This window comes from Streptomyces sp. NPDC002206 (assembly GCF_053593595.1).
Genome location: NZ_JBSFCW010000030.1, coordinates 1 through 23,525 on the forward strand (window position 1 = coordinate 1; position 23,525 = coordinate 23,525).

The following is a 23,525-nucleotide window of genomic DNA, read 5'->3' on the forward strand; positions in this document are numbered from 1 at the left end:
CGACACCTCGAAGCGTGAAGAACGGCCGCCCTGCTGTCCCTCGAAGAACACGAGATCAGCGGGTCGAGTGAACCGGCGAGGTTAAACGCCAAGCTGAGATTCGCACGCCACTGGCCCTGGACCGACGTGATCACCAACGCCCTGGCACGGCTCGAAGCTCTCCCCAACCCAGGCTGACCAGCACGTTTCCGTCCCCGCGAGCAGCACCCTCCCCCGACCGGAGCCGTGGAACCCGGCGCCCACCCGACGCGACAGCCGGGCCCTCGGCCTGTCGGCCATCAGGCACAGGACGCGAAACGGTCCACCGACTTTGTCGGCGGACCGTCACGAAGGATCGAGGCTAGCAGGAACACCCTCGGACCCGCCCAGCGGGTCAGATTTACAGAGGGCTCCCCTTAACCCCTTTCACCTGCAGCTTCTCCGTCGCTAGACACCCCTGGGGCACACCTGAGGGAAGGGGCCCCAAGAACACCGCGAGAGACCCTCGCCCGTTTCAAGCGCTGGTCGGCCGTTCGACCAAGGCCGCTCACATTTCACTTGGCGGCTGACTTAGTTAGCGACGCTTTGCTGACACGCCACCTTCCGCCCACCCCTCGGGTCGGCTGCGTCGAGCGCGCCAGCTCCACACTGTGTGCCCGACGAGAGCGACTGCGGAAATGATTGCAGCAACGCGAATCGTGTTCCACGTTATGGAGAACGTCATCCCTTGCGAGTCAGCCTCTGTGCTCAAGCGCTGAGTGGCCTCGAAGAAGGCGATCAATGGAACAAGCAGGCGGAACAGAAGGCCACCAACTCCGGGCGTTCGCGCTACGTTCCCCACGAGTCCCACAGGCGCACCAAACACGAAAGCCGCTATTCCCCACACGAGAATTTGCTCCTCACTGGAGGCGCCATATTCCATTCCGGCCGGAACGGAGGCGGCAGGTTCCATTCCGGCCGGAATGGTAAGGTTCATATCCTTAAAAAGGTAGTATGTGACTACGCCGATAGCCAACCCCAAAGACGGCAGCAACGCTGACTCGATTTTGGATCGGCGGAAATAGCCCACCAAGAATGCATAACAGGCCCACGGCCAACCACTAGAAAAAACAGTACTCACGGCGACGCAAACGGGATTATCCCATTCCCCAGCCACGGGGCCCACTAGGCCAAGTAGCAAACCCGCCCCGAGAGACACAGCGACCGGCACAATGCGAGTGCGCAGGAAGCGCATATTTTCTCTTCCCCGTTCAGTGGGTAAATCAGAGTTGGAGGTGGCGCCACTCTGAGGCTGCGCGGGCAACCGAACGGCCCCCGAGCGGCGCACCAACCTACCGCACCTTCCGAGGAGTTACCGCTTGGTGTGGGGATCAGAACCTGCAGCCTCCAACTGTGGTCGGTGGCTGATACTTAACGCTCGGCTCAGGGCAACGTCGCTCCTATAGCAGTGAACTTAGGCTTTTAGGTTAGTTCCGAAAACCCCGCCGAAGCGGTTAGTCACCTCTTGGACCTCACCGAATTTCTCTACGGGGGCTACGTTTCGCTGGCGATGCGAGAGGATTCGTCTGCTGTTCTGTCGGAAGAAATTACTCGGAGGGTTGACTGTACTATCGCGAGGGCGACGGTGCGCGTAAAGGGATTGACTGTTCGTTTTCATGGTATAGTCCTAATGAATTTACAGGACGCCACAAAAAAAGGGGAATGGCGTGAATACCGAGAAGGTTACGGCTCGACGTCTTACGGCCGGAGAGGTTTCGGAATTGGGCCTCCAGGACGACATCTTCGTCTCGGCGGAGATGGATGGCCTTCCTCTCAACTGCTACGCCCCGGCTTCCCTTACGAAGCCGGGTAAGAATTTCGAGGGAGGGTCCTTCACTGCGAGGACGATCTTCGGTGAGGAAATTCATGTTCTCCCGGACAATGTCGAAGAGCGTGGGATCTGGATTGCCGACAAGGCAGGGGAAGAAATCGAGGTTCTCCAGAGTGCCGGCGTCCTCCTGAACCTCGCCCTCTTCGTGCCTGATGGGAAAAAGGAATCCCTGGAGTCGCTCTACTCCGCCGCACGGGACGCGTTCGGCGCGGGGATCGTTCAGCGCTGGAGCGAGGAAACCGTCGCGGTGCCGGACGTCAAGGTCGACCTGTACGAGGAGCCGGCCCGGGGGCGGAAGAACACGAACAGCCAAAATCGCGACCGCCGTGCCCTGGACATCTACCCGACCCGAGTGCGGTTCCTGGAGCCCAGCGATGGCTGGAGGTTCATTGTCGAACCGCACAAGGAGATCGTCGATGACACACCGACGATCTGACCTGATGGCAGGTTAGCCTCGATCTTTCGCGGGAGCCCGTCAGCTTGCTGACGGGCTCCCCTTCGCTTGTTGGGCGTGAGCCCTTCCTATGTCCGGAAGATCTTCGCGGATGTTCAGTCGGTCCTGTCCGCCGCTGTCGATGACACGCTGCTGTCCCGCAACCCACGCAGTGCACGGACCGTTCGGCGGTCCAAGCCCGCCCCCTATCCAGTTGTTCCGTGGGTGCCCACTCAAATGTTCGCCGTTCGAGCGGCTCTTGCGGAGCGGTATCAAGCGATGGTCGATGTCGGCGCCGGATGCGGTCCGCGCCAGGGCGAGGTGTTCGGGCCGGCCGAGGACGCTATCGACGTCGATGGGTGCACGCTTCATGTGGTTCGGCAGATCAAGCACGTGGAGGGGCACCCGGTGTTCGCTCTTCCCAAGGGCGGCAAGACGCGGGATGTGCCGCTGCCCGACTACGTGGCGGAATCCCTGAGAGCGCATATGGACGCCTTCAAGCCCGTGGAGATCACGTTGCCGTGGGACACACCGGAGGGTCCGAAGGTGTCCTTCCGGCTGATCTTCACGGCTGAGCAAGGGGGCATGGTGTGGCGGAGCAACTTCAACGGCAAGGAGTGGAAGCCTGCTCTCGCGGCAGCCGGGCTCATCCCCGAAGCGGTGGACCAGAACGGCAAGTACGAGTCAGCGCGCGAGCACGGCATGCACGCCCTGCGACACTTCTACGCTTCCGCGTTGCTGGACGCGGGCGAGAACATCAAGGCCGTCAGCGAGTACATGGGGCATGCCGATCCGGGACTGACGCTGCGGGTGTAGTCCCACCCGATGCCTGACAGCCGCGAGCGCGCCCGCCGCGCCATCGACTCGGTTTTTCAGCGCATCTTCGGGGAAGATCACGGCCCACAGACGGCCCAGTGAGCCCCGGGCGCCCCCTGACCTGCGCTTACGTGCAGGTCAGGGGGCGTTTCCCCGATAGAACCCTCTGAAGTTGCTCAAGTCTGCTTTGGCTCCGCGGGGCCGGGGGCATCCCCCACTCACGCAGGAAGCGGAAGGAACATGAAGCGGGGGACCTCGCTTCGGGGGACGGAAGGACGTGAGGTCGGTGGGGGCTTTCTTCGGGGTACTGGCCGGGATCGTTGTGATCGGCTGCGTCGTCGCGATGTGGCGGTCGGCGAACAGCAGCAAGTCGTCCTCCCGGCGCTCCGGGCGCCGTAGCGCGGGCGGCGGCGCGGCCGCTGGTGGCAGTTGGTGGGCGGGCGGCGAGGGCGGCGGCGCGTCCTGCGGAGGCAGCAGCCACTCGGGCGGTCACTCCGGTGGTCACTCGTGCGGGGGCGGTTCCTCGTGCGGTGGTGGTTCGTCGTGCGGCGGCGGGGGCGGATGCGGCGGAGGCAGCTGACACGGGGCAGCTGGTCCGCGTCACCGGGTGCCCGGCGGGTGAACTCCCGCCGGGCACCTTTTTGTTGGGTCGGCCGGCGCGTACCCGGTGAACACGTGAACCGTAGGGCCCCCGAGGGGATGGAAACCACGGCAAGTTGGGCAAAAATGCTGTGGATCGTCGCACTTCGTGATTCCCTCGTTGGAGAGAACATCCAGCCCTCGGACCCCAGTTGGACCTGATCGGGCGCTCCCCACCTCCCACGTATATCGCCACGGGGGCGTCCCCTGTCCATGTGTCCACGCGTGTTTTGCGGAGCCGACCCATGCTCACGACCCTCCAGACGGCCTATTCCGACACCCGTGCTGCCGACCTGGCCTGGGCGCTGGGGCGCGAACCGCTCCCCGCCCTGGCCGTGCTCGACCTCCAGCTCGGCGGTGCCCAACTGCAACTGCGTCTGCTCGGCGCCTCCCATCAGGTGCTTCTCGAGGAGGACGGCGGCAGCTGCTCCGAGACGGTGGCCTGTATCCCCGGCAGCAGCACACCGCTGCCGCTCGGAGTCGCCAAACGGCTCGGGGAGTGGGAGTACGAATTCGCGGCGCGTGTCGAGACGCTCTCCGCGGACGCCTTCGCAGGGCGTGCGCAGGAACTCCTCGCGCTGGTGACCGACCATCCGCACGGCCTCGCCGGGACGTTTCCCGGTAGTCCGCACGCCTTCACCGCCATGCTCGCGCAGCGGACGGAGGGCCAGGTGCGGTGGCGCACCTGGCATGCGTACCCGCAGGAGGGTCAGCTGGTGGTGACCCGCACCCGCGTGGGCGTGCGGATGCCGGCGGTGGCTCACTGATTACCCAAACGGCGTCGCGCACGCGGCACTTGCACCCTTGTGGGTGACAGGTGGCGACGTCGTCGTGACGTAGCGTTCGCATCATGATCGACCAGCAGGTGTCGCTGCGAGGGGGCGCGGCGCGAATCCCCGTGCGGCCGCGGACCGGCCGGCTCCTCGTGCTGGCCGCCGTGTTCATCTGTGCCGCCTGCGGACTGGTGTACGAGCTCGAACTGGTCGCGCTCGCCTCCTACTTGATCGGAGACTCCGTCACCCAGGCCTCCGTCGTGCTGTCCGTGATGGTCTTCGCGATGGGCATCGGCTCGCTGCTCGCGAAACGGTTGCGCAGCCACGCAGCAGTGGGTTTCGGGCTGATCGAGGCGGGGCTCGCACTGATCGGCGGCTCCTCCGCGCTCGTGCTGTACGCGTCGTTCGCCTGGATCGGGGAGTCCCGGTTCGCGCTGGTCGGGTTCTCGCTCGCGATAGGCGTCCTCATCGGTGCGGAGATCCCGTTGCTGATGACCCTGATCCAGCGCGTCGACCGGCAGGACGCGGGCGGGACCGTCGCGGATCTGTTCGCCGCCGACTATGTCGGGGCGCTCGTCGGTGGACTGGCGTTCCCCTTCCTGCTGCTGCCGGTCCTCGGCCAGCTCACCGGGGCGCTGCTCACCGGCATGGTCAACGCGGCGGCGGGCGGGGCGCTGGTGCTGTGGGTGTTCCGCCGGGACCTCGCCCCGCGCTCGCGGTGGCTGCTGATCCTCGTCAATGTGTCGGTGATCGCCCTGCTGGCCACCGCCACGGTCCTGGCCGACGACTTCGAGCGGGCGGCGCGGCGCGCGGTGTACGGGGACGAGGTGCGGGTCGCTGTGCAGACCGATGTGCAGGAGGTGGTCCTCACCGGGACGGGCCGCAGCTCCCTGGACCTCTATCTGGACGGGCGGCTGCGGGTCAGCGCCCAGGACGAGTACCGGTACCACGAGGCGCTGGTCCACCCGGCGATGGACGGCCGCCACGCGCGGGTGCTGATCCTGGGCGGCGGCGACGGTCTGGCCGCCCGCGAGGTGCTGCGCTACCCGGACGTACGGAGTGTCACGCTCGTCGAGATCGACCCCGGCGTCACCCGACTGGCCCGTACGGACCCGGCGCTCTCCGCGCTGAACGCGCACGCGTACCGCGACCCGCGGCTGACGGCCGTGACGGCGGACGCGTTCAACTGGCTGCGGGCGGGGCACGCCGGCTACGACGTGGTGATCTCCGATCTGCCCGCCCCCGGCATCACGGCGAGCACGAAGCTGTACTCCGCGGAGTTCTACGGCCTGATCGCCGAGGCCCTGGCCCCCGGCGGCCGCCTGGTGGTGCACGGGGGGCCGCCGGACACCCGGCCGCGCACGTTCTGGACGGTCGAGGCATCCGTACGGGCGGCGGGCCTGAGCACCCGCCCGTACGGCATCAGTGGCCGTCGTAGCGGCTTCGCGGCGGGCCCGGACCGCACGACGGACCGCACGAAGGCCCCGCACGGCTGGGGCTTCGTCCTCGCCCGCCCGGGACCGCGAGCCCCGGCGCTGGGCCTGTCTTCCCGGGCGCCGAAGCTCCGCTCCCTGACGGAAGGGGTACTGGCGGGCGCGGCCCGGTACGCGCAGCGGGGGCGGCTGCCGGAGCAGGCGCCGTCGACGCTGGTGCATCCGCGGTACTGGGAGGAGCCGTGAGGGGACAGGGGAGGTCTCGGGTGCTGAGTGCCGCTTCCGGGTGCGGAAGCGGTGACGGGGCGGCCGGGCCTGAGTAGGCTCGGTTTCCATGGAGCATGAGGTGTTCGTTCCGGTTCCGGTCCCGTCCCTTCGGCGGACGCTGGGCGATCCTGCCCGGGTCGCGCGCTGTGTACCGGGCCTCCAACAGGACGCCGACGCGTCCGCGGGCCCCCTGTCCGGCCGGCTCAAGGTCCGGATCGGAAGCCACACGATCACGTACCGCGGCACGCTGACTTCGGCCGCGCTGCCGGACGGGGCCGGGATCTCCGTCGAGGGCGAGGGCGTCGAGGCGCGGGGCAGCGGCTCGGCGAAGCTCGCACTGACGATCCGCCTGACGGAGACGGACGGAGGTACGACGATCGGTTTCACGGGCACGGCGGCCGGCGAGGGCCGCATCGTGGAGCTGGAACGCGAGGCGACGCTCGCGGCGGCCCACCGGCTGCTGGACCGCTTCACGCAGCAGCTGGTGACGGAGACGCTGGCGTCCCACGGGCCGGCTGCAGACGGACCGGCGGGCGAGTCCGACGGGCCGGCCGGGGCGGTCGTGGACCTGGCCGTCGACGAAGCCGTGGACCGGGCGATCGAGGAGGCCGCGGAGACGGCGGACGAGACGACGGTGGGGGAGTTCCCCGAGGGCGCTTCCGAAGAGTCTCCCGAGGGCGGGCCCGCTGAGGACGACGCCGCCGGGTCGCTCCCCGGTACCGGTTCGGTCTTCGACGCGCCCGTCCCCCCGCCGTCGCTCGACCCCGTCCCGGACATGGAGTTCACCGTCCCCGACGAACCGCCCGCCGAGGCCGCGCACGCCCGGCGGACCATGATCGGGCGCAGTGCCGAGGAGGTCGACCACGCGCCGCCGCGCGGGCGGTACGCCCCCGTGCCGTCGCCCGACTCGACCACCGCGGGTGCCACCCTGCGCTGGGTGGCCCCGGCGGCCGCCCTCGCGCTCGCCTCCGCGGTCGTGGTGGGCCGGGCGCTGCGGCGCCGGAGGTAGCGGCGCCAGTAGTGTCGTCGTGTGAGCAGTAGCGAGAAGAACGTCCGGCTGTCCGTCGGCGACACCGAGTTGACCGTGAACCCCGCCAACGGCTGCCGGATCAGCAGCCTCCGGATCGGCGGTACCGAGCTGCTGCGGCAGGGGGAGCGGTATGGCTGCTTCCCGATGGTGCCGTGGTGCGGGCGGACCGGGTACGGCCACTTCCTCAACGGCGATGTGCCTCATCAGCTGCCCCTGAATTCCCCGCCGCACGCCATTCACGGCACCGGCCGCGACACGGCCTGGCGCACCGCCAAGGCGGGCGAGTCGCAGGCCGCGTTCTACTACGACCTCGCCGAGCCGTGGCCGTATCCGGGCCGGGTGACCCAGACCTTCGAACTGGCCGAGGACTCACTCACGGTCGCGTTCGGCATCGAGACGTACGGGGACTCGTTCCCGGCGCAGGCCGGCTGGCACCCGTGGTTCCTGCGGAACCTCGGAACCGGCGGTGACGTACAGATCGCCTTCGACGCCGCCTGGCAGGAGGAGCGGGGCGAGGACCATCTGCCGACCGGCCGCCGGATCCCGGTCATGCCCGGGCCGTGGGACGACTGCTTCGGGATGCCCGACGGGGTCGATGTGACGCTCACCTGGCCGGAGCGACTGGAGTTGAAGGTGAAGAGCCGGGCCGAGTGGGTCGTCGTCTACGACGAACAGGCCGAGGCGGTCTGCGTGGAGCCGCAGTCGGGCCCGCCGAACGGACTGAACACCGCGCCCCGGTATGTGACCCCGATCGAGCCGCTGGAGATCGCGACGACCTGGAGCTGGCGCAGGCTCTGAGCCGGACACGCCCTAAGGGCTGTCCCGTCATCCCTGGTGGATCAGCGCGCGGCGTCGGATGCGGTGCATCGCAAGGCGGAGGGACATCCTCATACGGGGCGTATTCGGGCGTTCCGACAACGCGGCGAGGTGCCGTAGCTGTCGTCGTGCGCCCGCCAGGGATCACAGGACAGCCCTTAAGCTCGTAGCCATGACTGACGTACGCGCTGAGCTGCTCCAGCAGATCAAGGACAAGGCCGTGGTGCACGGCAAGGTGACCCTCTCCTCGGGTCTGGAAGCCGACTGGTACATCGACCTGCGTCGCATCACGCTGGACGGAACGGCCGCTCCGATGGTCGGTCAGGTCATGCTCGACGAGACCGCCGAGCTGGACTACGACTGCGTTGGCGGCCTGACGCTGGGCGCCGACCCGGTGGCCACGTCGATGCTGCACGCCTCCGCCGCCCGCGGGAAGACCCTGGACGCGTTCGTCGTCCGCAAGGCGCAGAAGGCGCACGGCATGCAGCGCCGGATCGAGGGCACGGACGTGAAGGGCCGCCGTTGTCTGGTGGTCGAGGACACCTCGACCACCGGCGGTTCGCCGCTGACGGCCGTCGAGGCGGTGCGTGAGGCCGGTGGCGAAGTCGTCGCCGTCGCCACGATCGTGGAGCGGGGTGCCGCTCCGGCCATTGCCGAGGCCGGTCTCCCGTACGTCCACGCCTACACGGTGGCGGACCTCGGCCTGGCCTGATTGCTGGCCTGACCTGCGATTTTCTTCAAGGGCGGACGGTTTCACGTGAAACCGTCCGCCCTTGTCGTATGCCTTCAGTTCCCCGGCCGGAACGTTGAGGGAGTACGCCGGGTGGAGCCGAAGCGAGAGTCTGGGAAGATGGGGGCGACGATGACGTCGCCCCCAGGTCAGGGAACCAGCAACGCACACCCGCACATCCCAAGGAGCGGACAGATGCCCATCGCAACCCCCGAGGTCTACGCCGAGATGCTCGACCGGGCGAAGGCAGGCAAGTTCGCCTACCCGGCCATCAATGTGACGTCGACCCAGACCCTGCACGCTGCACTGCGCGGCTTCGCGGAGGCGGAGAGCGACGGCATCGTCCAGATCTCCACCGGTGGGGCGGAGTTCCTGGGCGGCCAGCACAACAAGGACATGGTCACGGGCGCCGTCGCCCTCGCCGAGTTCGCGCACATCGTCGCCGCCAAGTACGACGTCACGGTCGCGCTGCACACCGACCACTGCCCCAAGGACAAGCTGGACGGCTACGTACGTCCGCTGATCGACATCTCCGCCGAGCGCGTCGCCAAGGGCCTGAACCCGCTGTTCCAGTCCCACATGTGGGACGGTTCGGCCGAGACCCTCGCCGACAACCTGGCCATCGGCCAGGAGCTGCTGGCCAAGGCCGCCGCCGCCAAGATCATCCTCGAGGTCGAGATCACCCCGACCGGTGGCGAGGAGGACGGCGTCACCCACGAGATCAACGACGAGCTGTACACGACCGTCGACGACGCGCTGCGTACCGCCGAGGCGCTCGGCCTGGGCGAGAAGGGCCGCTACCTGCTGGCCGCCTCCTTCGGCAACGTGCACGGCGTCTACAAGCCCGGCAACGTCGTGCTCCGTCCCGAGCTCCTCAAGGACCTCCAGGAGGGCGTCGGCGCCAAGTACGGCAAGTCGTCTCCGTTCGACTTCGTCTTCCACGGCGGCTCCGGTTCCACCGAGCAGGAGATCGCCACCGCGCTGGAGAACGGCGTCGTGAAGATGAACCTCGACACCGACACCCAGTACGCCTTCACCCGCCCGATCGTGGACCACGTGTTCCGCAACTACGACGGCGTGCTGAAGGTCGACGGCGAGGTCGGCAACAAGAAGGTCTACGACCCGCGCAGCTGGGGCAAGTCCGCCGAGGCGGGCATGGCCAAGCGCGTCACGGAGGCCTGCGCCAACCTGCGGTCCACCGGCACCAAGCTGAAGTAGTAGTAGGTACGAACGGCGGCCGTGGGCCCGGTACTCCCTGGGGTGCCGGGCCCACGGCATGTCCGCGAACGAGTACGAGGAGCCCACTGTGCAAGCGAACGCGCGCTATCACTTCGACACCGTCATCGACCGCAGGGGCACCTGGTGTGTCCAGTGGGACGGGGTCGCCGACCGGTTCGGTGTCGACGGGCTGCTCCCGTTCACCATCTCCGACATGGACTTCGAGACGGCCCCCGAGGTCCTGACCGCACTGCGGACCCGCCTCGACCACGGCGTACTCGGCTACACCAGCTGGCAGCACGACGACTTCCGGTCGGCGATCGCGCACTGGTACGAGACCCGGTACGGCACCGAGCTGGACACCGGCCGACTGGTGTACGGCCCGTCCGTGCTCAGCCAGTTCTCGCAGCTCCTCCAGATGTGGACGGCCGAGGGCGACGGCGTGGTCGTCCACACCCCCACGTACGACGGCTTCCGCAAGGCGATCACCGGCCTCGGCCGCGAGCTGCGGGGCGTGCCGGTGGGGGACACCGGGGCGCTGGAACGGGAACTGGCCCGCCCCGAAGCGAAGGTGCTGGTGCTCTGCTCGCCGCACAACCCGACGGGCCGGGTGTGGACGGAGCCAGAACTGGTCGAGATGGCCGCTCTGGCCGCGCTCCACGGGGTCGCGGTGATCAGCGACGAGATCCATGCGGACTTCGTGCACGACGGCCACCGGCATGTGCCGTGGACGCGGGTGGCGGGTGACGCCCGCTGGGCGGTGATCTCGTCCGCGTCCAAGTCCTTCAACTTCCCGGCGCTGACCGGCTCGTACGGCATCATCGGCGATCCGGCCGACCGGACGGAGTTCCTGCGCCGCATGGAAACGGCGGAGGGCCTGGCCTCCCCGGCGGTGCTGTCGCTCACCGCGCACATAGCCGCGTACCGGCAGGGCGGGCCGTGGCTGGACGCGGTACGCGCGTACGTGGCCGGGAACCTGGCCCTGGTCGCGGAACGCCTGAACGCGGCGTTCCCCGAACTGTCCTGGCAGCCCCCGCAGGCCGGCTACCTGGCATGGATCGATCTGCGCCCCCTGGGTGTGGACGACGAGGCACTGCAGCGGGTGCTGATCGAGCGCGAGAAGGTCGCGATCATGCCGGGTGCGGTGTACGGGGCCGAGGGGTTCCTGCGGCTGAACGTGGGGTGCCCGCGGAGCAAGGTCGAGGCGGGCGTGGAGGCGCTGGTGCGGGCGCTGGAGGCCGTGAGGTAGCGGACGGCTGCCCGCCCGGCGGCGAAGGGGGAACGCGTTCCCGTCGGGGCGCCGTGTGTCAGCCGAGCGGGGAGGCGTGTCCCGGCCGGCACCCGGAAGGGATGCTGTTTCCGCTGATGTTGAAGTCCCCGCAGGTGAGAAAGACGTGGTTCAACTGGCCGAGCCCGTAGGCGAGCGCGCCGACGACCACGACGACGCCGATGACCGTCCTTCGCTCACGCGTGGAGAGTTCCGACTCCCCGAAGAGCAGGAGGTGCAGGAGCACCCAGACCAGCAGCGGGGTGCCGACGATGCTGAGGATGCCGCCCGCCAGGAAGAGCGTCTTGTCCGGCCAGCCGTTGTGGCGGGGCACGACGGCGGCGATGACGATCCACACACTGGGCAGGGCCAGACAGGCCCAGTACATCCAGCCGTGTCGCGGTCCGCGTTCGCGCAGCAGCAGGGCGGTCAGCATCACGGCGGTCGACACCGCCCAGAGGGTGAGCAGTTGGTAGTAGAAGACGACGTTGTAGGCGCCGAGCGTGAAGGCGGGCTCCCAGATCGCCAGCGCTCCGCCGCCGGCGATCACGGCGGTCCTCGGCACCACTTGGCCGATGGCGGCGCTGCGGCTGCGGTGGGGGCCGGGACCCGTGCCTGCGCCCGCGTCTGCAGAACGGGTCTCGTCGTCATCCATGGAATCCATCTCCGGAACCGGGACATTTACGCACACATTACTCAGCGCTCGCGCGCTGCGGGTGGGGGCGCGGGCGCGAGCGACGAGCGGGGCGGCCGGACACGGACTGGCCGGAGTGCCGCGTAGCGGCGATGCTGCTCGCATGGGTGAGACACCGGCCGGTGAGATCCGTGCTGCCTCCGCGCCCGGGCGCTGGGTCGTCCTGACCACCGTCCTCGGGTCCAGCATGGCCATGCTCGACTCCACCGTCATCAACGTTGCCCTGCCTCGCATCGGCAAGGACCTCGGCACCGACCTGGCCGCCCTTCAATGGACCGTCAACGCCTACATGCTGACGCTCGCCGGGCTGATCCTTCTCGGTGGGGCGCTCGGGGACCGGTACGGGCGGCGGCGGGTCTTCGTCATGGGGGTGATCTGGTTCGCCGGTGCCTCGTTGCTGTGCGGCATTGCGCCGAATGCCGCCGTTCTGATCGGTGCCCGCGCCCTCCAGGGAGTGGGCGGGGCGCTCCTCACCCCCGGGTCGCTGGCGTTGATCCAGGCAAGTTTTCATCCGGACGACCGGGCGCGCGCGGTCGGGCTGTGGTCGGGGTTCGGTGGGGTGGGGGCCGCCATCGGACCGTTCGTCGGGGGGTGGCTCGTCGACGGCCCCGGGTGGCGGTGGGTGTTTCTGATCAATGTGCCGGTGGCCGCCGTCTGCGTGCCGGTCGCGCTGCGTCACGTACCCGAGTCGCGGGACCCGCACGCACACGGGCGCTTCGATGTTCTGGGGGCCTTGCTCGGCGCGCTCGCTCTTGCCCTGGTGACGTATGCGCTGATCGAGGCGCCCGGCCAGGGGGCGTCCGCCGCGGTGATCGGGGCGGCCGTGGGCGGGGTCGTGCTCGGGGTGGCGTTCGTGCAGGTGGAGCGGCGGCGGACGAACCCCATGCTGCCGCCGTCGGTGTTCGCGTCCCGTCAGTTCACGGCCGTCAATATCGTCACGCTCTGTGTGTACGCCGCGCTCAGCGGTTATTTCTTCCTCTCCGCCATCCAGCTCCAGGTCGTGGCGGGGTACTCCGCCCTCGGCGCCGGGACCGCCCTTCTTCCGACCACTGTGCTGATGCTGCTGTTCTCCGCCTCGTCGGGCGAGCTGGGGCAGCGGATCGGGCCCCGTATCCCGCTCACTGTCGGGCCGCTGTTCGCCGCCGCCGGGATGCTGCTCATGCTGCGGGTGGGGCCCGGCGACGCCTCCGTCTCCGCGTACGTACAGCACGTGCTGCCCGCCGTCGCCGTGCTCGGCCTCGGCCTGGTCACCGTGGTGGCGCCGCTCACCTCGACCGTCCTAGCCTCCGTCGAGACCGCGCGGGCCGGACTGGCCAGCGGGATCAACAACGCCGCCGCCCGCGCCGCAGGCCTGATCGCCGTGGCCGCGCTGCCGCTGCTCGCCGGGATGGGCCCGGAGGCGTACCGCGACGCAGGGCAGTTCGCAGCGGCCTTCAAGCGGGCCATGCCGATGTGTGCCGGCCTGATGGTGCTGGGCTCGGTGATCGCCTGGGCGACCGTACGGACACCGCCCGCGGTCCGGAAGAGCAAGGCGCGTCCCGCATGCACCGTGCACTGCGCTGTCGAGGCGCCTCCCCTCGAGCCCGCTCGGGACGAGAACGGGGACCCGGGCCGGACCTGACCTGACCGATCCGAGGACGCCCGGCTACCCCCGGCGCGCATGTGCCAGGCACACTTGAACCCATGTCCATCCACGAGAACCTGCTCGGGGGGCCTCCCCCGACCCACCTGCCCGACGACCCCGAGCCGCGCGAGCTCCTCGCGAACGGCACGGCCCCCGCCGATGTCGCCGCGAAGTACCCGACCTCTTCGCTGGCCTGGGCGCAGCTCGCCGACGAGGCGTTCGAGGGCGGCCGTGTCATCGAGTCGTACGCCTATGCCCGCACCGGCTACCACCGTGGCCTCGACGCACTGCGCAGGGCCGGCTGGAAGGGCCACGGGCCCGTACCCTTCGAGCACGAGCCGAACCGCGGCTTCCTGCGCGCCCTGCACGCCCTCGCGCGCGCCGCCCAGTCGATCGGCGAGCAGGAGGAGTACGAGCGCTGCTCATCGTTCCTCCGTGACTCGTCTCCGACCGCCGCCGAGATCCTGGGTTAGGACCTCCGGGACGGTGTTCCGGGCCCCGCAGACGTACCGCCGTCTGCGGGGCCTGCACGTTTCCCCGGGGTCCGCTTAGGATGCGGGCAGGGGACCGGAGCTCCATCACCTCACGGAAGGGGCGGACCGCTACCCGGAAGCTCGTGTCGAGGAGACAGCAATGTCGACGATCCACCCCGACCCCGAAGCCACCGGTGCGGACACCCCGCATCTGGACTTCGCGGGAACGACTCCGTACGAGGACTACGTCCAGGCGGATGTCCTGACCCATCTCCAGCACCTGCGCTCCGACGACCCGGGCGAGATGGTCTTCCTGGTCACCACCCAGGTCATGGAGCTGTGGTTCACGGTCATCGTCCATGAGTGGGAGACCGCGGCGTACGCCCTGCGTGAGGACCGGCTGCCGGTCGCGCGCGATGCGCTGAAGCGGTCGGTACGGGAACTGGAGGCGCTCAACGCGTCCTGGACGCCGCTCGCCCAGCTCACCCCCGCCCAGTTCAACTCCTACCGCGCCGCACTCGGCGAGGGCTCCGGCTTCCAGTCGGCGATGTACCGGCGGATGGAGTTCCTGCTCGGCGACAAGTCCGCGTCCATGCTCGTACCGCACCGGGGCGCGCCCCGCGTCCACGCCGAGCTGGAGAAGGCGCTCGCCGAGCCGAGCCTGTACGACGAGGTGCTCGCCCTGCTCGCCCGGCGCGGCCACGGGGTGCCGCAGTCCGTGCTCGGCCGCGATCTGACGCAGAAGTACGAGCCGTCCCCCGAGGTCGAGGCCGTCTGGACGGAGATCTACTCCGACCCCGAGCGGTACGACGAGCTCGTCCGGCTCGGCGAGGCGCTCACCGACGTCGGCGAACTGGTGTGGCGCTGGCGCAACGACCATCTCGTCGCCACCCGGCGCGCGATGGGCTCGAAGACCGGCACCGGCGGCTCCGCCGGGGTCGCGTGGCTGGAGAAGCGGGCCACGAAGAACGTGTTCCCCGAGCTGTGGACGGCGCGCAGCCATGTCTGAGATCTTCGCCGCGCGGGCCGCGGCACTCGACACCGCCGACGAACTGGCGGATCTGCGCAAGCTGTTCACTCTCGACGACGGGGTGTACCTCGACGGCAACTCGCTCGGCGCGCTGCCGCGACACGTACCCGCCCGGGTGCAGGAGGTCCTCACCCGCGAGTGGGGCGAGCTGCGCATCCGGTCCTGGGACGAGAGCGGCTGGTGGACCGCGCCCGAGCGGATCGGCGACCGGATCGCCCCGCTCGTCGGGGCCGCCGCCGGACAGATCGTCGTCGGCGATTCGACGAGCGTGAACGTCTTCAAGGCCGTCGTCGCCGCGAGCCGGCTGGCGCCGGAGGGGCGCGACGAGATCCTCGTCGACGCGACGACGTTTCCCACGGACGGGTACATAGCCCAGTCCGCCGCCCGGATGACCGGGCACCGGCTCGTCCCCGTCGCACCCGGGGACGTGCCGGGCGCGGTCGGGCCCCGTACCGCGGTCGTCCTGCTCAACCACGTCGACTTCCGCACCGGCCGGCTGCACGATCTGCCCGGCCTCACCGCCACCGTGCACGCGGCGGGCGGCCTCGCCGTCTGGGACCTGTGCCACAGCGCGGGCGCGCTGCCCGTGGGCCTGGACGCGCACGGGGTGGACCTGGCGGTCGGCTGTACGTACAAGTACCTGAACGGAGGGCCCGGTTCGCCCGCCTACCTGTACGTCGCCGAGCGGCATCAGGCGGCCTTCGACTCGCCGCTGCCGGGGTGGACGTCGCACGCCGACCCGTTCGCGATGGATGCCGGGTACGCGCCCGCGGACGGTTCCGTACGCGGCCGGGTCGGAACCCCCGACATCCTGTCCATGCTGGCGCTCGAGGCGTCACTGGACGTGTGGGACGGGGTGCCGGTCGAGGCGGTACGGGCCAAGTCGCTGGCCCTGACGGACTTCTTCCTGGAGTGCGTCGAGGCGTATGCGCCGGAGGGTGTGGTCGTTCCGGTCACGCCGCAGGCGCATGCGGAGCGCGGCAGCCAGGTGTCGTTGCGGTGCGTGGACGCGGGGATCACCGAGCCGGTGATGCGTGCGCTGATCGCGCGGGGCGTGGTCGGGGACCTGCGGCGGCCGGATGTGCTGCGGTTCGGGTTCACGCCGCTGTACGTGGGGTTCGCGGATGTGGAGCGGGCTGCGCGGGTGCTGGGTGAGGTGCTGAGTGAGGTCTCGGGCGGGGCGCTCGACGGGGTGCTCGGCGAGGTGTGACGCCTGCCGCGTCCCCACGGTGAATCCCCGTGGGGACGCGGCGCCGGGTGCTGATACCGTCCCCGCTGGTCAGGCCAGTTGGGCACCTCTGTCGGATGGTTGGAGCAGCATGTCGGATTCCGCCGCGCGTGATCGGGACGCAGTCGAGACCGAGTCGGCCTTCTCGCATCCGGCCGTCGCCCCCGACGCCTCGGCCGCCTACGGCGACCATCCCGACCAGGTGATCGACTTCTACGCCCCGCGCGACGGGCGGGCCGGGGCGCCCGTCGTGGTCGTCCTGCACGGTGGTGCGTGGCGGGGGCCGTACGACCGGCTCCATGTGACGCCGTTCGCCGACTTCCTGGCCCGGCGCGGTTTCGCCGTCGCCAACGTCGAGTACCGGCGCGGCAGCGAGCTCCCGCAGCAGCGGGGTTCCGGTCCGGTCGCGGGCCGTTGGCCGGAGACGTTCGACGATGTCGCCGCGGCCATGGACGCGCTGCCGCGGCTGCTGGCCGTCGCGCTTCCGGAGGCCGATGCGCGACGGATCGTCGTCACCGGGCACTCCGCGGGCGGGCAGCTGGCGCTGTGGGCCGCGGCCCGGCACGTACTGCCGCAGGGATCACCATGGCGGCTTGCCGCGGCGCCGCCGTTGCGCGGGGTCGTCGCCCTCGCGCCGATCGCCGACTTCGCCGCGGCGGTGGAGCTGGATGTCTGCTCCGGTGCGGTGGGTCAACTCCTTGGGCGGGAAGGGGACTTCGCCGCGCGGAGCCCGTACGCAGATCCGGCCGCGCTGCTGCCGACCGGTATCGCCACCGCGGTCGTACAGGGACGCACCGATCTGACCGTGCCGCACGCGGTAGCCGAGGCGTTCGTGGACGCGGCGGCCAAGGCGGGCGAGACGGTGGGGCTGACGCTGCTGGAGGAGGTCGGGCACTTCCCGTTGATCGATCCGGCGGCGGACGCGTGCGCGGTGGTGGCGGAGGAGATCGCCCAGTTGGCGTGGTGACAGGGGCCCCGAGGGCAACCGGCGGTCGCATTTGTCACTGATTTCCAGGGTCCAGTAGTCCTTGCGACGGATGCCGCAGGATCCGTATCACTGCTGACGACGTCGTGCGCCCGGCCGCCTACCTTGGGAGCGTGACCGAGACCACCAAGACCAGAAGCCCCGAGTTCCGGCTGGCCGCAGGGGCGATAGACGGCCTGCGGCAGGACCTCTTCCATGACGCGTTCGACTACCGTCCGCTGGCGCCCATGCGGACCGACGGGGCGCTGACCCGGCGACTGTCCGAGCGGATGCGCGCGCGGGCCGCCCGAACGCCGCACGCACTGGTCGGGCTGGCCGCGCTGATCACGGCCCTCATAGGCATCGGCGCGGCGGACGGCTCCGGGCCCTGGTCCGGGATCGAGATCGTCATGGCCGGGCTGCTCCCGGCGCTGACCGTCGCGATGACGCTGTTCCGGCCGGTCGGCGCGTTCTGGATGTCGATGGCGCTCACTCCGGTGACAGCCGTGATCACCGGCGGCGAATGGCCGTGGGTGCCGAGCATGTTCTTCTCGCACCTGGTGGTGCTCGTCGTGGTCGCGGCCCGGACCCGGCCGCGTACCGCCGCCTGGATGTGGGTCCTGACCCTGGTGCTCGGCACCTTCCTGGAGAACTTCGGCTGGCACTACTCGTCGACCACCGGGCCCATGGCCGTGGCCTCCGCGTTCGCCCTGCTCGTGGTGACCGTCGTGAAGACCCGCCGGGAGGCGGAGCGCGAGGTGACCGTGCAGCGCACCGTCACCGCCGTGGAACGCGACCGGCGCACACTGCTGGAGGAGCGCACCACCATCGCCCGCGAGCTGCACGACGTGGTCGCCCACCACATGTCGGTCGTCGCGATCCAGGCCGAGGCCGCCCCGTACCGGGTGGAGAACCCGCCGCCCGAGCTGGAGCAGGCCTTCGTCACCATCCGGGAGAACGCCGTCGCCGCCCTCACCGAACTGCGCCGGGTCCTCGGCGTCGTACGGGCCGAGGACTACGAGGCGCCGGACGCCCCGCAGCCCACCCTCGCCGAGCTGGACGGACTGCTCGCCAATGTGGCGGACGCGGGCCTGGTGGCGGAGAGGACCGTCACCGGTGCGGTACGCGAACTGCCGCAGGGCGTCGAGCTGTCGGCGTACCGGATCATCCAGGAAGCCCTCAGCAACACGTTGCGGCACGCGCCCGGCGCCACCGCCAAGGTCGAGATCGGCTATGTGCTCGGCGGGCTCGGACTGCGGGTCGTCAACGGGCCGCCGACCGGCCCGGTGAAGCCCTCGCCGGGCGCCGGGCACGGCATTACGGGGATGCGGGAGCGGGTCGCCATGCTGAACGGCGAGATGACCGCCGAGACGACCGCGGACGGCGGGTACGAGATCGCCGTGTTCATCCCCGTGCCCCTGGCCCAGGAACCGACGCAGAGCGAGACCTCATGAACGACATCCGTGTCCTGATCGTCGACGACCAGATGATGGTCCGCGAGGGCTTCTCGGTGCTCCTGGGGGCGATGCCGGGCATCGAGGTCGTCGGCGAGGCCGTCGACGGCCGGCAGGCCATCGCCCAGGCCGCTGCGCTGCGGCCCGACGTGGTGCTGATGGACATCCGGATGCCGGAGCTCAACGGCATCGAGGCGACCCGCGAGATCGTCGCGAACGACGCGGCCGCCAAGGTGCTCGTGCTGACCACGTTCGACCTCGACGAGTACGTGTACCAGGCGCTGCGCGCCGGGGCATCCGGGTTCCTGCTGAAGGACGCCTCCGCCCGCCAGCTCGCCGACGGGGTACGGGTGGTGGCGGCCGGGGAGGCGCTGCTGGCGCCGACCGTCACGAAGCGGCTGATCACCGAGTTCTCCCGGCTCGCCGGCGACCCGCGGCCGCCCGCGCTCGCCCGGATCGGCGATCTGACGGAGCGCGAGACGGAGGTGCTCGTCCTCATCGCGCAGGGCCTGTCGAACGCGGAGATCGCCTCGCATCTGGTGGTCGCCGAGTCCACCATCAAGACGCATGTGAGCCGCATCCTGGTGAAGCTGGGGCTGCGGGACCGTACGCAGGCGGCGGTGTTCGCGTACGAGGCGCGGCTGGTCACCCCGGCCTGAGCTGCCCCACCGGCGGGCGGGCGGCTAGCGTCCTTCCATGCACCCGTCTCCGCAGCCCGAGTCCGCCGCTTCGTTCGATCCCTGGTCGCCGGCGTTCGTCGCCGACCCGTACCCCGCCTACGCCGCGCTGCGGGCCACCGGTCGGGTGCACCGGTTCGAGCCCACGGACCAGTGGCTCGTCCCGCACCACGCCGATGTGTCGGCGCTGCTGCGGGACCGGCGCCTGGGCCGCACCTATCTGCACCGCTTCACCCACGAGGAGTTCGGCCGCACGCCCCCGCCCGCCGCGTACGAGCCCTTCACCACCCTCAACGGGCAGGGGCTCCTCGACCTGGAGGCCCCCGACCACACCCGGATCCGGCGCCTGGTCTCCAAGGCATTCACACCGCGCACGGTGGAGCGGCTCGTTCCGACGGTGCGGCGACTGGCCGCCGAGCTGGTCGACAGCTTCGTCGAGGCGGGCGGCGGCGACCTGCTCACCGCGGTCGCCGAACCGCTGCCCGTCGCCGTCATCGCCGAGATGCTGGGCATCCCCGCGTCCGACCGCGCTCCGCTGCGGCCCTGGTCGGCGGCAATCTGCGGGATGTTCGAACTGAACCCGTCCGAGGAGACCGCGAGCGCCGCCGTTCGCGCCTCGGTGGAATTCTCCGCCTATCTGCGGGAGCTGATCGCGGAGCGCCGCAAGAACCCCGGTACGGATCTGATCTCCGCGCTCATCGCCGCGCACGACGAGGGGGAGCGGCTGAGCGAGCAGGAAATGGTCTCCACCTGTGTGCTGCTGCTGAACGCGGGACACGAGGCGACGGTCAACACCACCGTCAACGGCTGGTGGACGCTGCTGCGCCACCCCGAGCAGCTGGCCGCCCTGCGCGCCGACCACGGGCTGCTGCCCACGGCCGTGGAGGAGTTGCTGCGGTACGACACTCCGTTGCAGATGTTCGAGCGCTGGGTCCTCGACGACATCGAGATCGACGGCACGGTGATCCCGCGCGGCTCGGAGGTGGCCCTGCTCTTCGGCTCCGCCAACCGCGACCCGGCCCGCTTCACGGACCCGGAGACGCTGGATCTGTCCCGGCGGGAGAACCCGCACGTCTCGTTCGGCGCCGGCATCCACTTCTGCCTGGGCGCGCCGCTGGCCCGGGTCGAACTCTCGGCTTCCTTCGGCGAGTTGCTGCGCAAGGCGCCCGGGATGCGGCTGGCGGCCGAGCCGGAGTGGAACCCGGGTTACGTGATCAGGGGCGTGAAGGAACTGCGTGTGGAGCTGTGACGGGAAGCCGCCGAGCGCTGCTCAGCACCCCGGGCGGCAGGCGAGGCGCGGTCCGTCCAGGACGTCGGAGGCGACACCGAAGGCGGTGAGCGCCAGCAGGGCCACGGCACAGGAGAGGGCCCGGCCCCACGTGCCTCGCAGGAGGCAGCGGCCCGCCCCCGGAAGAGTTCTGCCCCCGGGGGCCGGCCGCATGGAGGTCCGCCGGTGCATGCGGTTCGGCCGGACTCGGTCCGCCCTGCCGGACCGTTGCTCAGGTCAGGAGGTCGCGTCGCCGCAGCGCCGCCAGTCCCGCGCCCGTCAGCGCCACCGCCATCGCGGTGAGCAGCAGCACCGGAGCCCACTGCATCTCGGTGCCCGGCAGCTTCGGCAGATGGCCGAAGGGTGACAGGTTCATCACCGACTGGGGCAGGTCGAGCGCCGGGCCGATCCACCCGATCAGCAGGCACGCTCCCACCACGCCCCACGCGGCCGGAGCCGCTTTGGGAAGCGCTCCGTACAGCAGGACCGCCAGACCGCCGAGGAGCCAGATCGCGGGCACCTGGACCAGCGACGCCCCGAGCACCGCGCCGAACTCGTTGCCGTATCCGACGGCCAGACCGAGCCCGCCGACCAGCATGATGGCCACCGCGCCGCCGAACGCGATCACCAGGTGCCCGGCTGCCCACCGCAACCGCCCCAGGCGGTTCGCGAGCAGCGGTTCGGCGCGCTGCGAGGTTTCCTCGCTGTGCAGGCGGAGGATCGATGCCACCACATACAACGCGGTCATCATCCCCAGCATCCCGACCATCGTGGCCAGGAACGCCTGGGTCATGCCCTCCTGTCCGCCCATCCGCGCGAAGATCTCCTTGGCCTGCTCGTTGTCACCCACCAGGTCGTCCGCACCCTCGGCCATGCCGCCGAAGACGACGCCCGCCACGGCGAAGCCCACGGTCCAGCCGAGCAGCGTGCCGCGCTGCAGCCGCCAGGCCAGGCCACCTGCGGTGGCGAGTCGGCCCTCGGCCGGGCCCGGACGGGCCGGGAGGAAGCCCATGCCGATGTCGCGCCGCCCGGCCAGTGTGTACGCGGCCGCGGCCTGAGCCGCGATTGCTGCCACGAAGAGCAGCAGCACCCACCAGCGCTCGCCGGCGTACGGTCGCATGTTCTCGGCCCAGCCGATCGGCGACAGCCAGGTCAGTACGGACGACCCGTCGTTCACACCGGAGTCTCCGGCCGCCCGCAGCAGGAAGGCGAGGCCGAGCACGCCGCCCGTCATCCCCTTGGCGAGCCGCGCGCTCTCGGTGAGCTGCGCGACGATCGCCGCCATGGTCGCGAAGAGCATTCCGGTCGCGCCGACGGCGAGCCCGAGTGCGGCCGCTCCTGTTCCGCCCTGTCCGGCGAGGCCGCCCGTGATGAACAGCGTGACCAGCGCGTTGGCGACCAGGGCGGTGAACAGCGCCGATGTCAGCGGGGCGCGCCGCCCCACCATTGCTGAGGAGAGCAATTCCTGACGGCCCGTCTCCTCCTCCTCGCGGGTGTGCCGGATGACGATGATCAGGCTCATCACGGCGGCCAGTGTGGCGGCGAAGACGCCGAACCGCCAGGCCACCAGAGCTCCGATCGAGTCGCCGAAGACCGGTCCGTACATGGAGCGCAGGGAGCTGTTCGCGCTCATGGACGCGGCGACCTCGGCGCGGGCGGCCGGGGTGTCGTAGAGCTGCTCGATCGACGAGCCGCCGCTGACGACCATCAGGGTGAGCACGAGGACCCACACCGGAAGCATGATGCGGTCCCGGCGCAGAGCGAGCCTGAACAGCGGATCAGTTCCCGTGAGTTGGCCGGCACCGCCGCCGCGTACCGCGAGTTCCGCAGTCATCGCGACATCGCCTCTTCCGAGACCGTGGCCGCATCGTCCTGGTAGTGCCGGAGGAACAGCTCCTCCAGGGTGGGCGGGGTGCTGGTCAGCGACCGAACGCCCGAGGCGGTGAGCGAACGCAGCACGGCGTCGAGCTTGTCGGTGTCCACCTGGAGCCGTACCCGCATGCCCTGGACGTCGAGGTCATGGACGCCGGGCAACTGGGCGAGTCCGTTCGGTGCGGCGGCCAGTTCGGCGGTGACGCTGGTACGGGTCAGGTGGCGCAGGTCCGCGAGGGACCCGGTCTCGACCGTGACGCCCTTGCGGATGATGCTGACGCGGTCGCAGAGTGTCTCGATCTCGCTCAGGATGTGCGAGGAGAGCAGTACGGTCTGGCCGCGTTCGCGGGCGGCCTCCCGCACGTAGTCCGTGAAGACCTCCTCCATCAGCGGGTCGAGCCCGGAGGTCGGCTCGTCCAGGATCAGCAGGTCGACGTCGGATGCGAGTGCGGCGACCAGGGCGACCTTCTGGCGGTTGCCCTTGGAGTACGTCCGTCCCTTCTTGGTGGGGTCCAGTTCGAACCGCTCGATGAGGTCGGCGCGCCGCTGCTTGTCGAGGCCGCCGCCGCGCAGCCGCCCGTAGAGGTCGATCACCTCGCCGCCGGAGAGGTTGCGCCACAGGGTGACGTCACCGGGGACGTAGGCCACCCGACGGTGCAGCTCGACCGCGTCCTTCCACGGGTCCCGGCCGAGCAGCTGGGCGGCGCCGGAGTCGGCCCGCAGCAGGCCCAGCAGGACCCGGATGGTGGTGGATTTCCCGGAACCGTTGGGCCCGAGGAAGCCATGGACCTCACCGGTCTCGACCGCGAGGTCGAGGCCGTCCAGTGCGTGTGTCCGCCCGAACGACTTGTGCAGTCCGGCCACGGTGATTGCCTTGGTCATGTTTCTGAACGTACGCTACTTTCATAAAGTTGTGAAGTTAAAGAAGCGTATAAAGTCAAGGTGTGGTCCGGGGCCGGGGAACCCCGCCG

At 70.0% G+C, this 23,525-nt stretch carries 19 protein-coding genes and 1 pseudogene; 17 read left to right on the plus strand and 3 right to left on the minus strand.

The annotated features are described in order from the left end of the window. Window positions 1-1,685: 1,685 nt before the first annotated feature. The 9 genes and pseudogenes from ACWCP8_RS33095 (at window position 1,686) to ACWCP8_RS33135 (ending at window position 11,253) form a co-directional block, all read left to right on the plus strand. Window positions 1,686-2,285, plus strand: coding sequence for a hypothetical protein (locus ACWCP8_RS33095; RefSeq protein WP_451119910.1), 600 nt, complete (start codon window positions 1,686-1,688; stop codon window positions 2,283-2,285). Window positions 2,286-2,360: 75 nt separating this feature from the next. Next, window positions 2,361-3,200, plus strand: a pseudogene (locus tag ACWCP8_RS33100) (tyrosine-type recombinase/integrase); the annotation flags it as partial. 782 nt (window positions 3,201-3,982) lie between these two features. Next, on the plus strand, window positions 3,983-4,504 hold the full coding sequence (locus ACWCP8_RS33105) for a DUF2617 family protein (RefSeq protein WP_382827888.1): 522 nt from the start codon (window positions 3,983-3,985) through the stop codon (window positions 4,502-4,504). Window positions 4,505-4,587: 83 nt separating this feature from the next. Further along, window positions 4,588-6,189 carry a polyamine aminopropyltransferase gene (locus ACWCP8_RS33110; protein ID WP_451119912.1) on the plus strand — a complete coding sequence of 534 codons (1,602 nt, stop codon included), beginning with the start codon at window positions 4,588-4,590 and terminating at the stop codon, window positions 6,187-6,189. Between the two features lie 88 nt (window positions 6,190-6,277). After that, on the plus strand, window positions 6,278-7,219 hold the full coding sequence (locus ACWCP8_RS33115) for an SRPBCC domain-containing protein (RefSeq protein WP_352266747.1): 942 nt from the start codon (window positions 6,278-6,280) through the stop codon (window positions 7,217-7,219). 21 nt (window positions 7,220-7,240) lie between these two features. Continuing rightward, the gene (locus tag ACWCP8_RS33120; RefSeq protein WP_352266748.1) at window positions 7,241-8,038 is read left to right on the plus strand and encodes an aldose epimerase family protein; all 798 of its coding nucleotides are present in this window, start codon (window positions 7,241-7,243) and stop codon (window positions 8,036-8,038) included. Between the two features lie 190 nt (window positions 8,039-8,228). Next, window positions 8,229-8,768 carry an orotate phosphoribosyltransferase gene (pyrE, locus tag ACWCP8_RS33125; RefSeq protein WP_352266749.1) on the plus strand — a complete coding sequence of 180 codons (540 nt, stop codon included), beginning with the start codon at window positions 8,229-8,231 and terminating at the stop codon, window positions 8,766-8,768. 213 nt (window positions 8,769-8,981) lie between these two features. Continuing rightward, complete coding sequence (gene fbaA / locus ACWCP8_RS33130) at window positions 8,982-10,004, plus strand: class II fructose-bisphosphate aldolase (RefSeq protein WP_352266750.1); 1,023 nt, start codon at window positions 8,982-8,984, stop codon at window positions 10,002-10,004. 58 nt (window positions 10,005-10,062) lie between these two features. Further along, window positions 10,063-11,253 carry a MalY/PatB family protein gene (locus ACWCP8_RS33135; RefSeq protein WP_451119915.1) on the plus strand — a complete coding sequence of 397 codons (1,191 nt, stop codon included), beginning with the start codon at window positions 10,063-10,065 and terminating at the stop codon, window positions 11,251-11,253. A 58-nt stretch (window positions 11,254-11,311) separates the two neighbouring features. On the opposite strand, the gene ACWCP8_RS33140 is transcribed toward ACWCP8_RS33135, so the two are convergent. Next, on the minus strand, window positions 11,312-11,926 hold the full coding sequence (locus tag ACWCP8_RS33140) for a hypothetical protein (protein ID WP_352266752.1): 615 nt from the start codon (window positions 11,924-11,926) through the stop codon (window positions 11,312-11,314). A gap of 142 nt (window positions 11,927-12,068) precedes the next feature. Here ACWCP8_RS33140 and ACWCP8_RS33145 point away from each other — a divergent pair, with 142 nt between their 5' ends. From ACWCP8_RS33145 to ACWCP8_RS33180, 8 genes are all read left to right on the plus strand, one after another. Beyond that, on the plus strand, window positions 12,069-13,586 hold the full coding sequence (locus tag ACWCP8_RS33145) for an MFS transporter (protein ID WP_352266753.1): 1,518 nt from the start codon (window positions 12,069-12,071) through the stop codon (window positions 13,584-13,586). Between the two features lie 62 nt (window positions 13,587-13,648). Beyond that, window positions 13,649-14,062: a DUF3151 domain-containing protein gene (locus ACWCP8_RS33150; RefSeq protein ID WP_352266754.1), complete on the plus strand. Its 414-nt coding sequence runs from the start codon at window positions 13,649-13,651 to the stop codon at window positions 14,060-14,062. A 160-nt stretch (window positions 14,063-14,222) separates the two neighbouring features. Then, the gene (locus tag ACWCP8_RS33155) at window positions 14,223-15,071 is read left to right on the plus strand and encodes a tryptophan 2,3-dioxygenase family protein (RefSeq protein ID WP_352266755.1); all 849 of its coding nucleotides are present in this window, start codon (window positions 14,223-14,225) and stop codon (window positions 15,069-15,071) included. Continuing rightward, window positions 15,064-16,302, plus strand: coding sequence for a kynureninase (kynU, locus tag ACWCP8_RS33160; RefSeq protein ID WP_451119918.1), 1,239 nt, complete (start codon window positions 15,064-15,066; stop codon window positions 16,300-16,302). The genes ACWCP8_RS33155 and kynU overlap by 8 nt, the downstream gene beginning before the upstream one ends. 109 nt (window positions 16,303-16,411) lie before the next feature. Further along, window positions 16,412-17,287 (plus strand): alpha/beta hydrolase family protein, encoded by an 876-nt coding sequence (locus ACWCP8_RS33165; protein WP_451119920.1) that lies wholly within the window; start codon window positions 16,412-16,414, stop codon window positions 17,285-17,287. Window positions 17,288-17,418: 131 nt separating this feature from the next. After that, window positions 17,419-18,738 carry a sensor histidine kinase gene (locus ACWCP8_RS33170; protein ID WP_451119922.1) on the plus strand — a complete coding sequence of 440 codons (1,320 nt, stop codon included), beginning with the start codon at window positions 17,419-17,421 and terminating at the stop codon, window positions 18,736-18,738. After that, a complete protein-coding gene (locus ACWCP8_RS33175; protein ID WP_352266759.1) occupies window positions 18,735-19,397 on the plus strand; it encodes a response regulator transcription factor in 663 nt (220 codons plus the stop codon). Before ACWCP8_RS33170 ends, ACWCP8_RS33175 begins: the two co-directional genes overlap by 4 nt. A gap of 37 nt (window positions 19,398-19,434) precedes the next feature. Next, a complete protein-coding gene (locus tag ACWCP8_RS33180; RefSeq protein WP_451119925.1) occupies window positions 19,435-20,664 on the plus strand; it encodes a cytochrome P450 in 1,230 nt (409 codons plus the stop codon). A 250-nt stretch (window positions 20,665-20,914) separates the two neighbouring features. On the opposite strand, the gene ACWCP8_RS33185 is transcribed toward ACWCP8_RS33180, so the two are convergent. After that, a complete protein-coding gene (locus ACWCP8_RS33185; protein WP_451119927.1) occupies window positions 20,915-22,516 on the minus strand; it encodes an ABC transporter permease in 1,602 nt (533 codons plus the stop codon). Continuing rightward, entirely contained in the window at window positions 22,513-23,436 is a 924-nt protein-coding gene (locus tag ACWCP8_RS33190) for an ABC transporter ATP-binding protein (protein WP_451119929.1), read from the minus strand. Before ACWCP8_RS33190 ends, ACWCP8_RS33185 begins: the two co-directional genes overlap by 4 nt. Window positions 23,437-23,525: the final 89 nt, after the last annotated feature.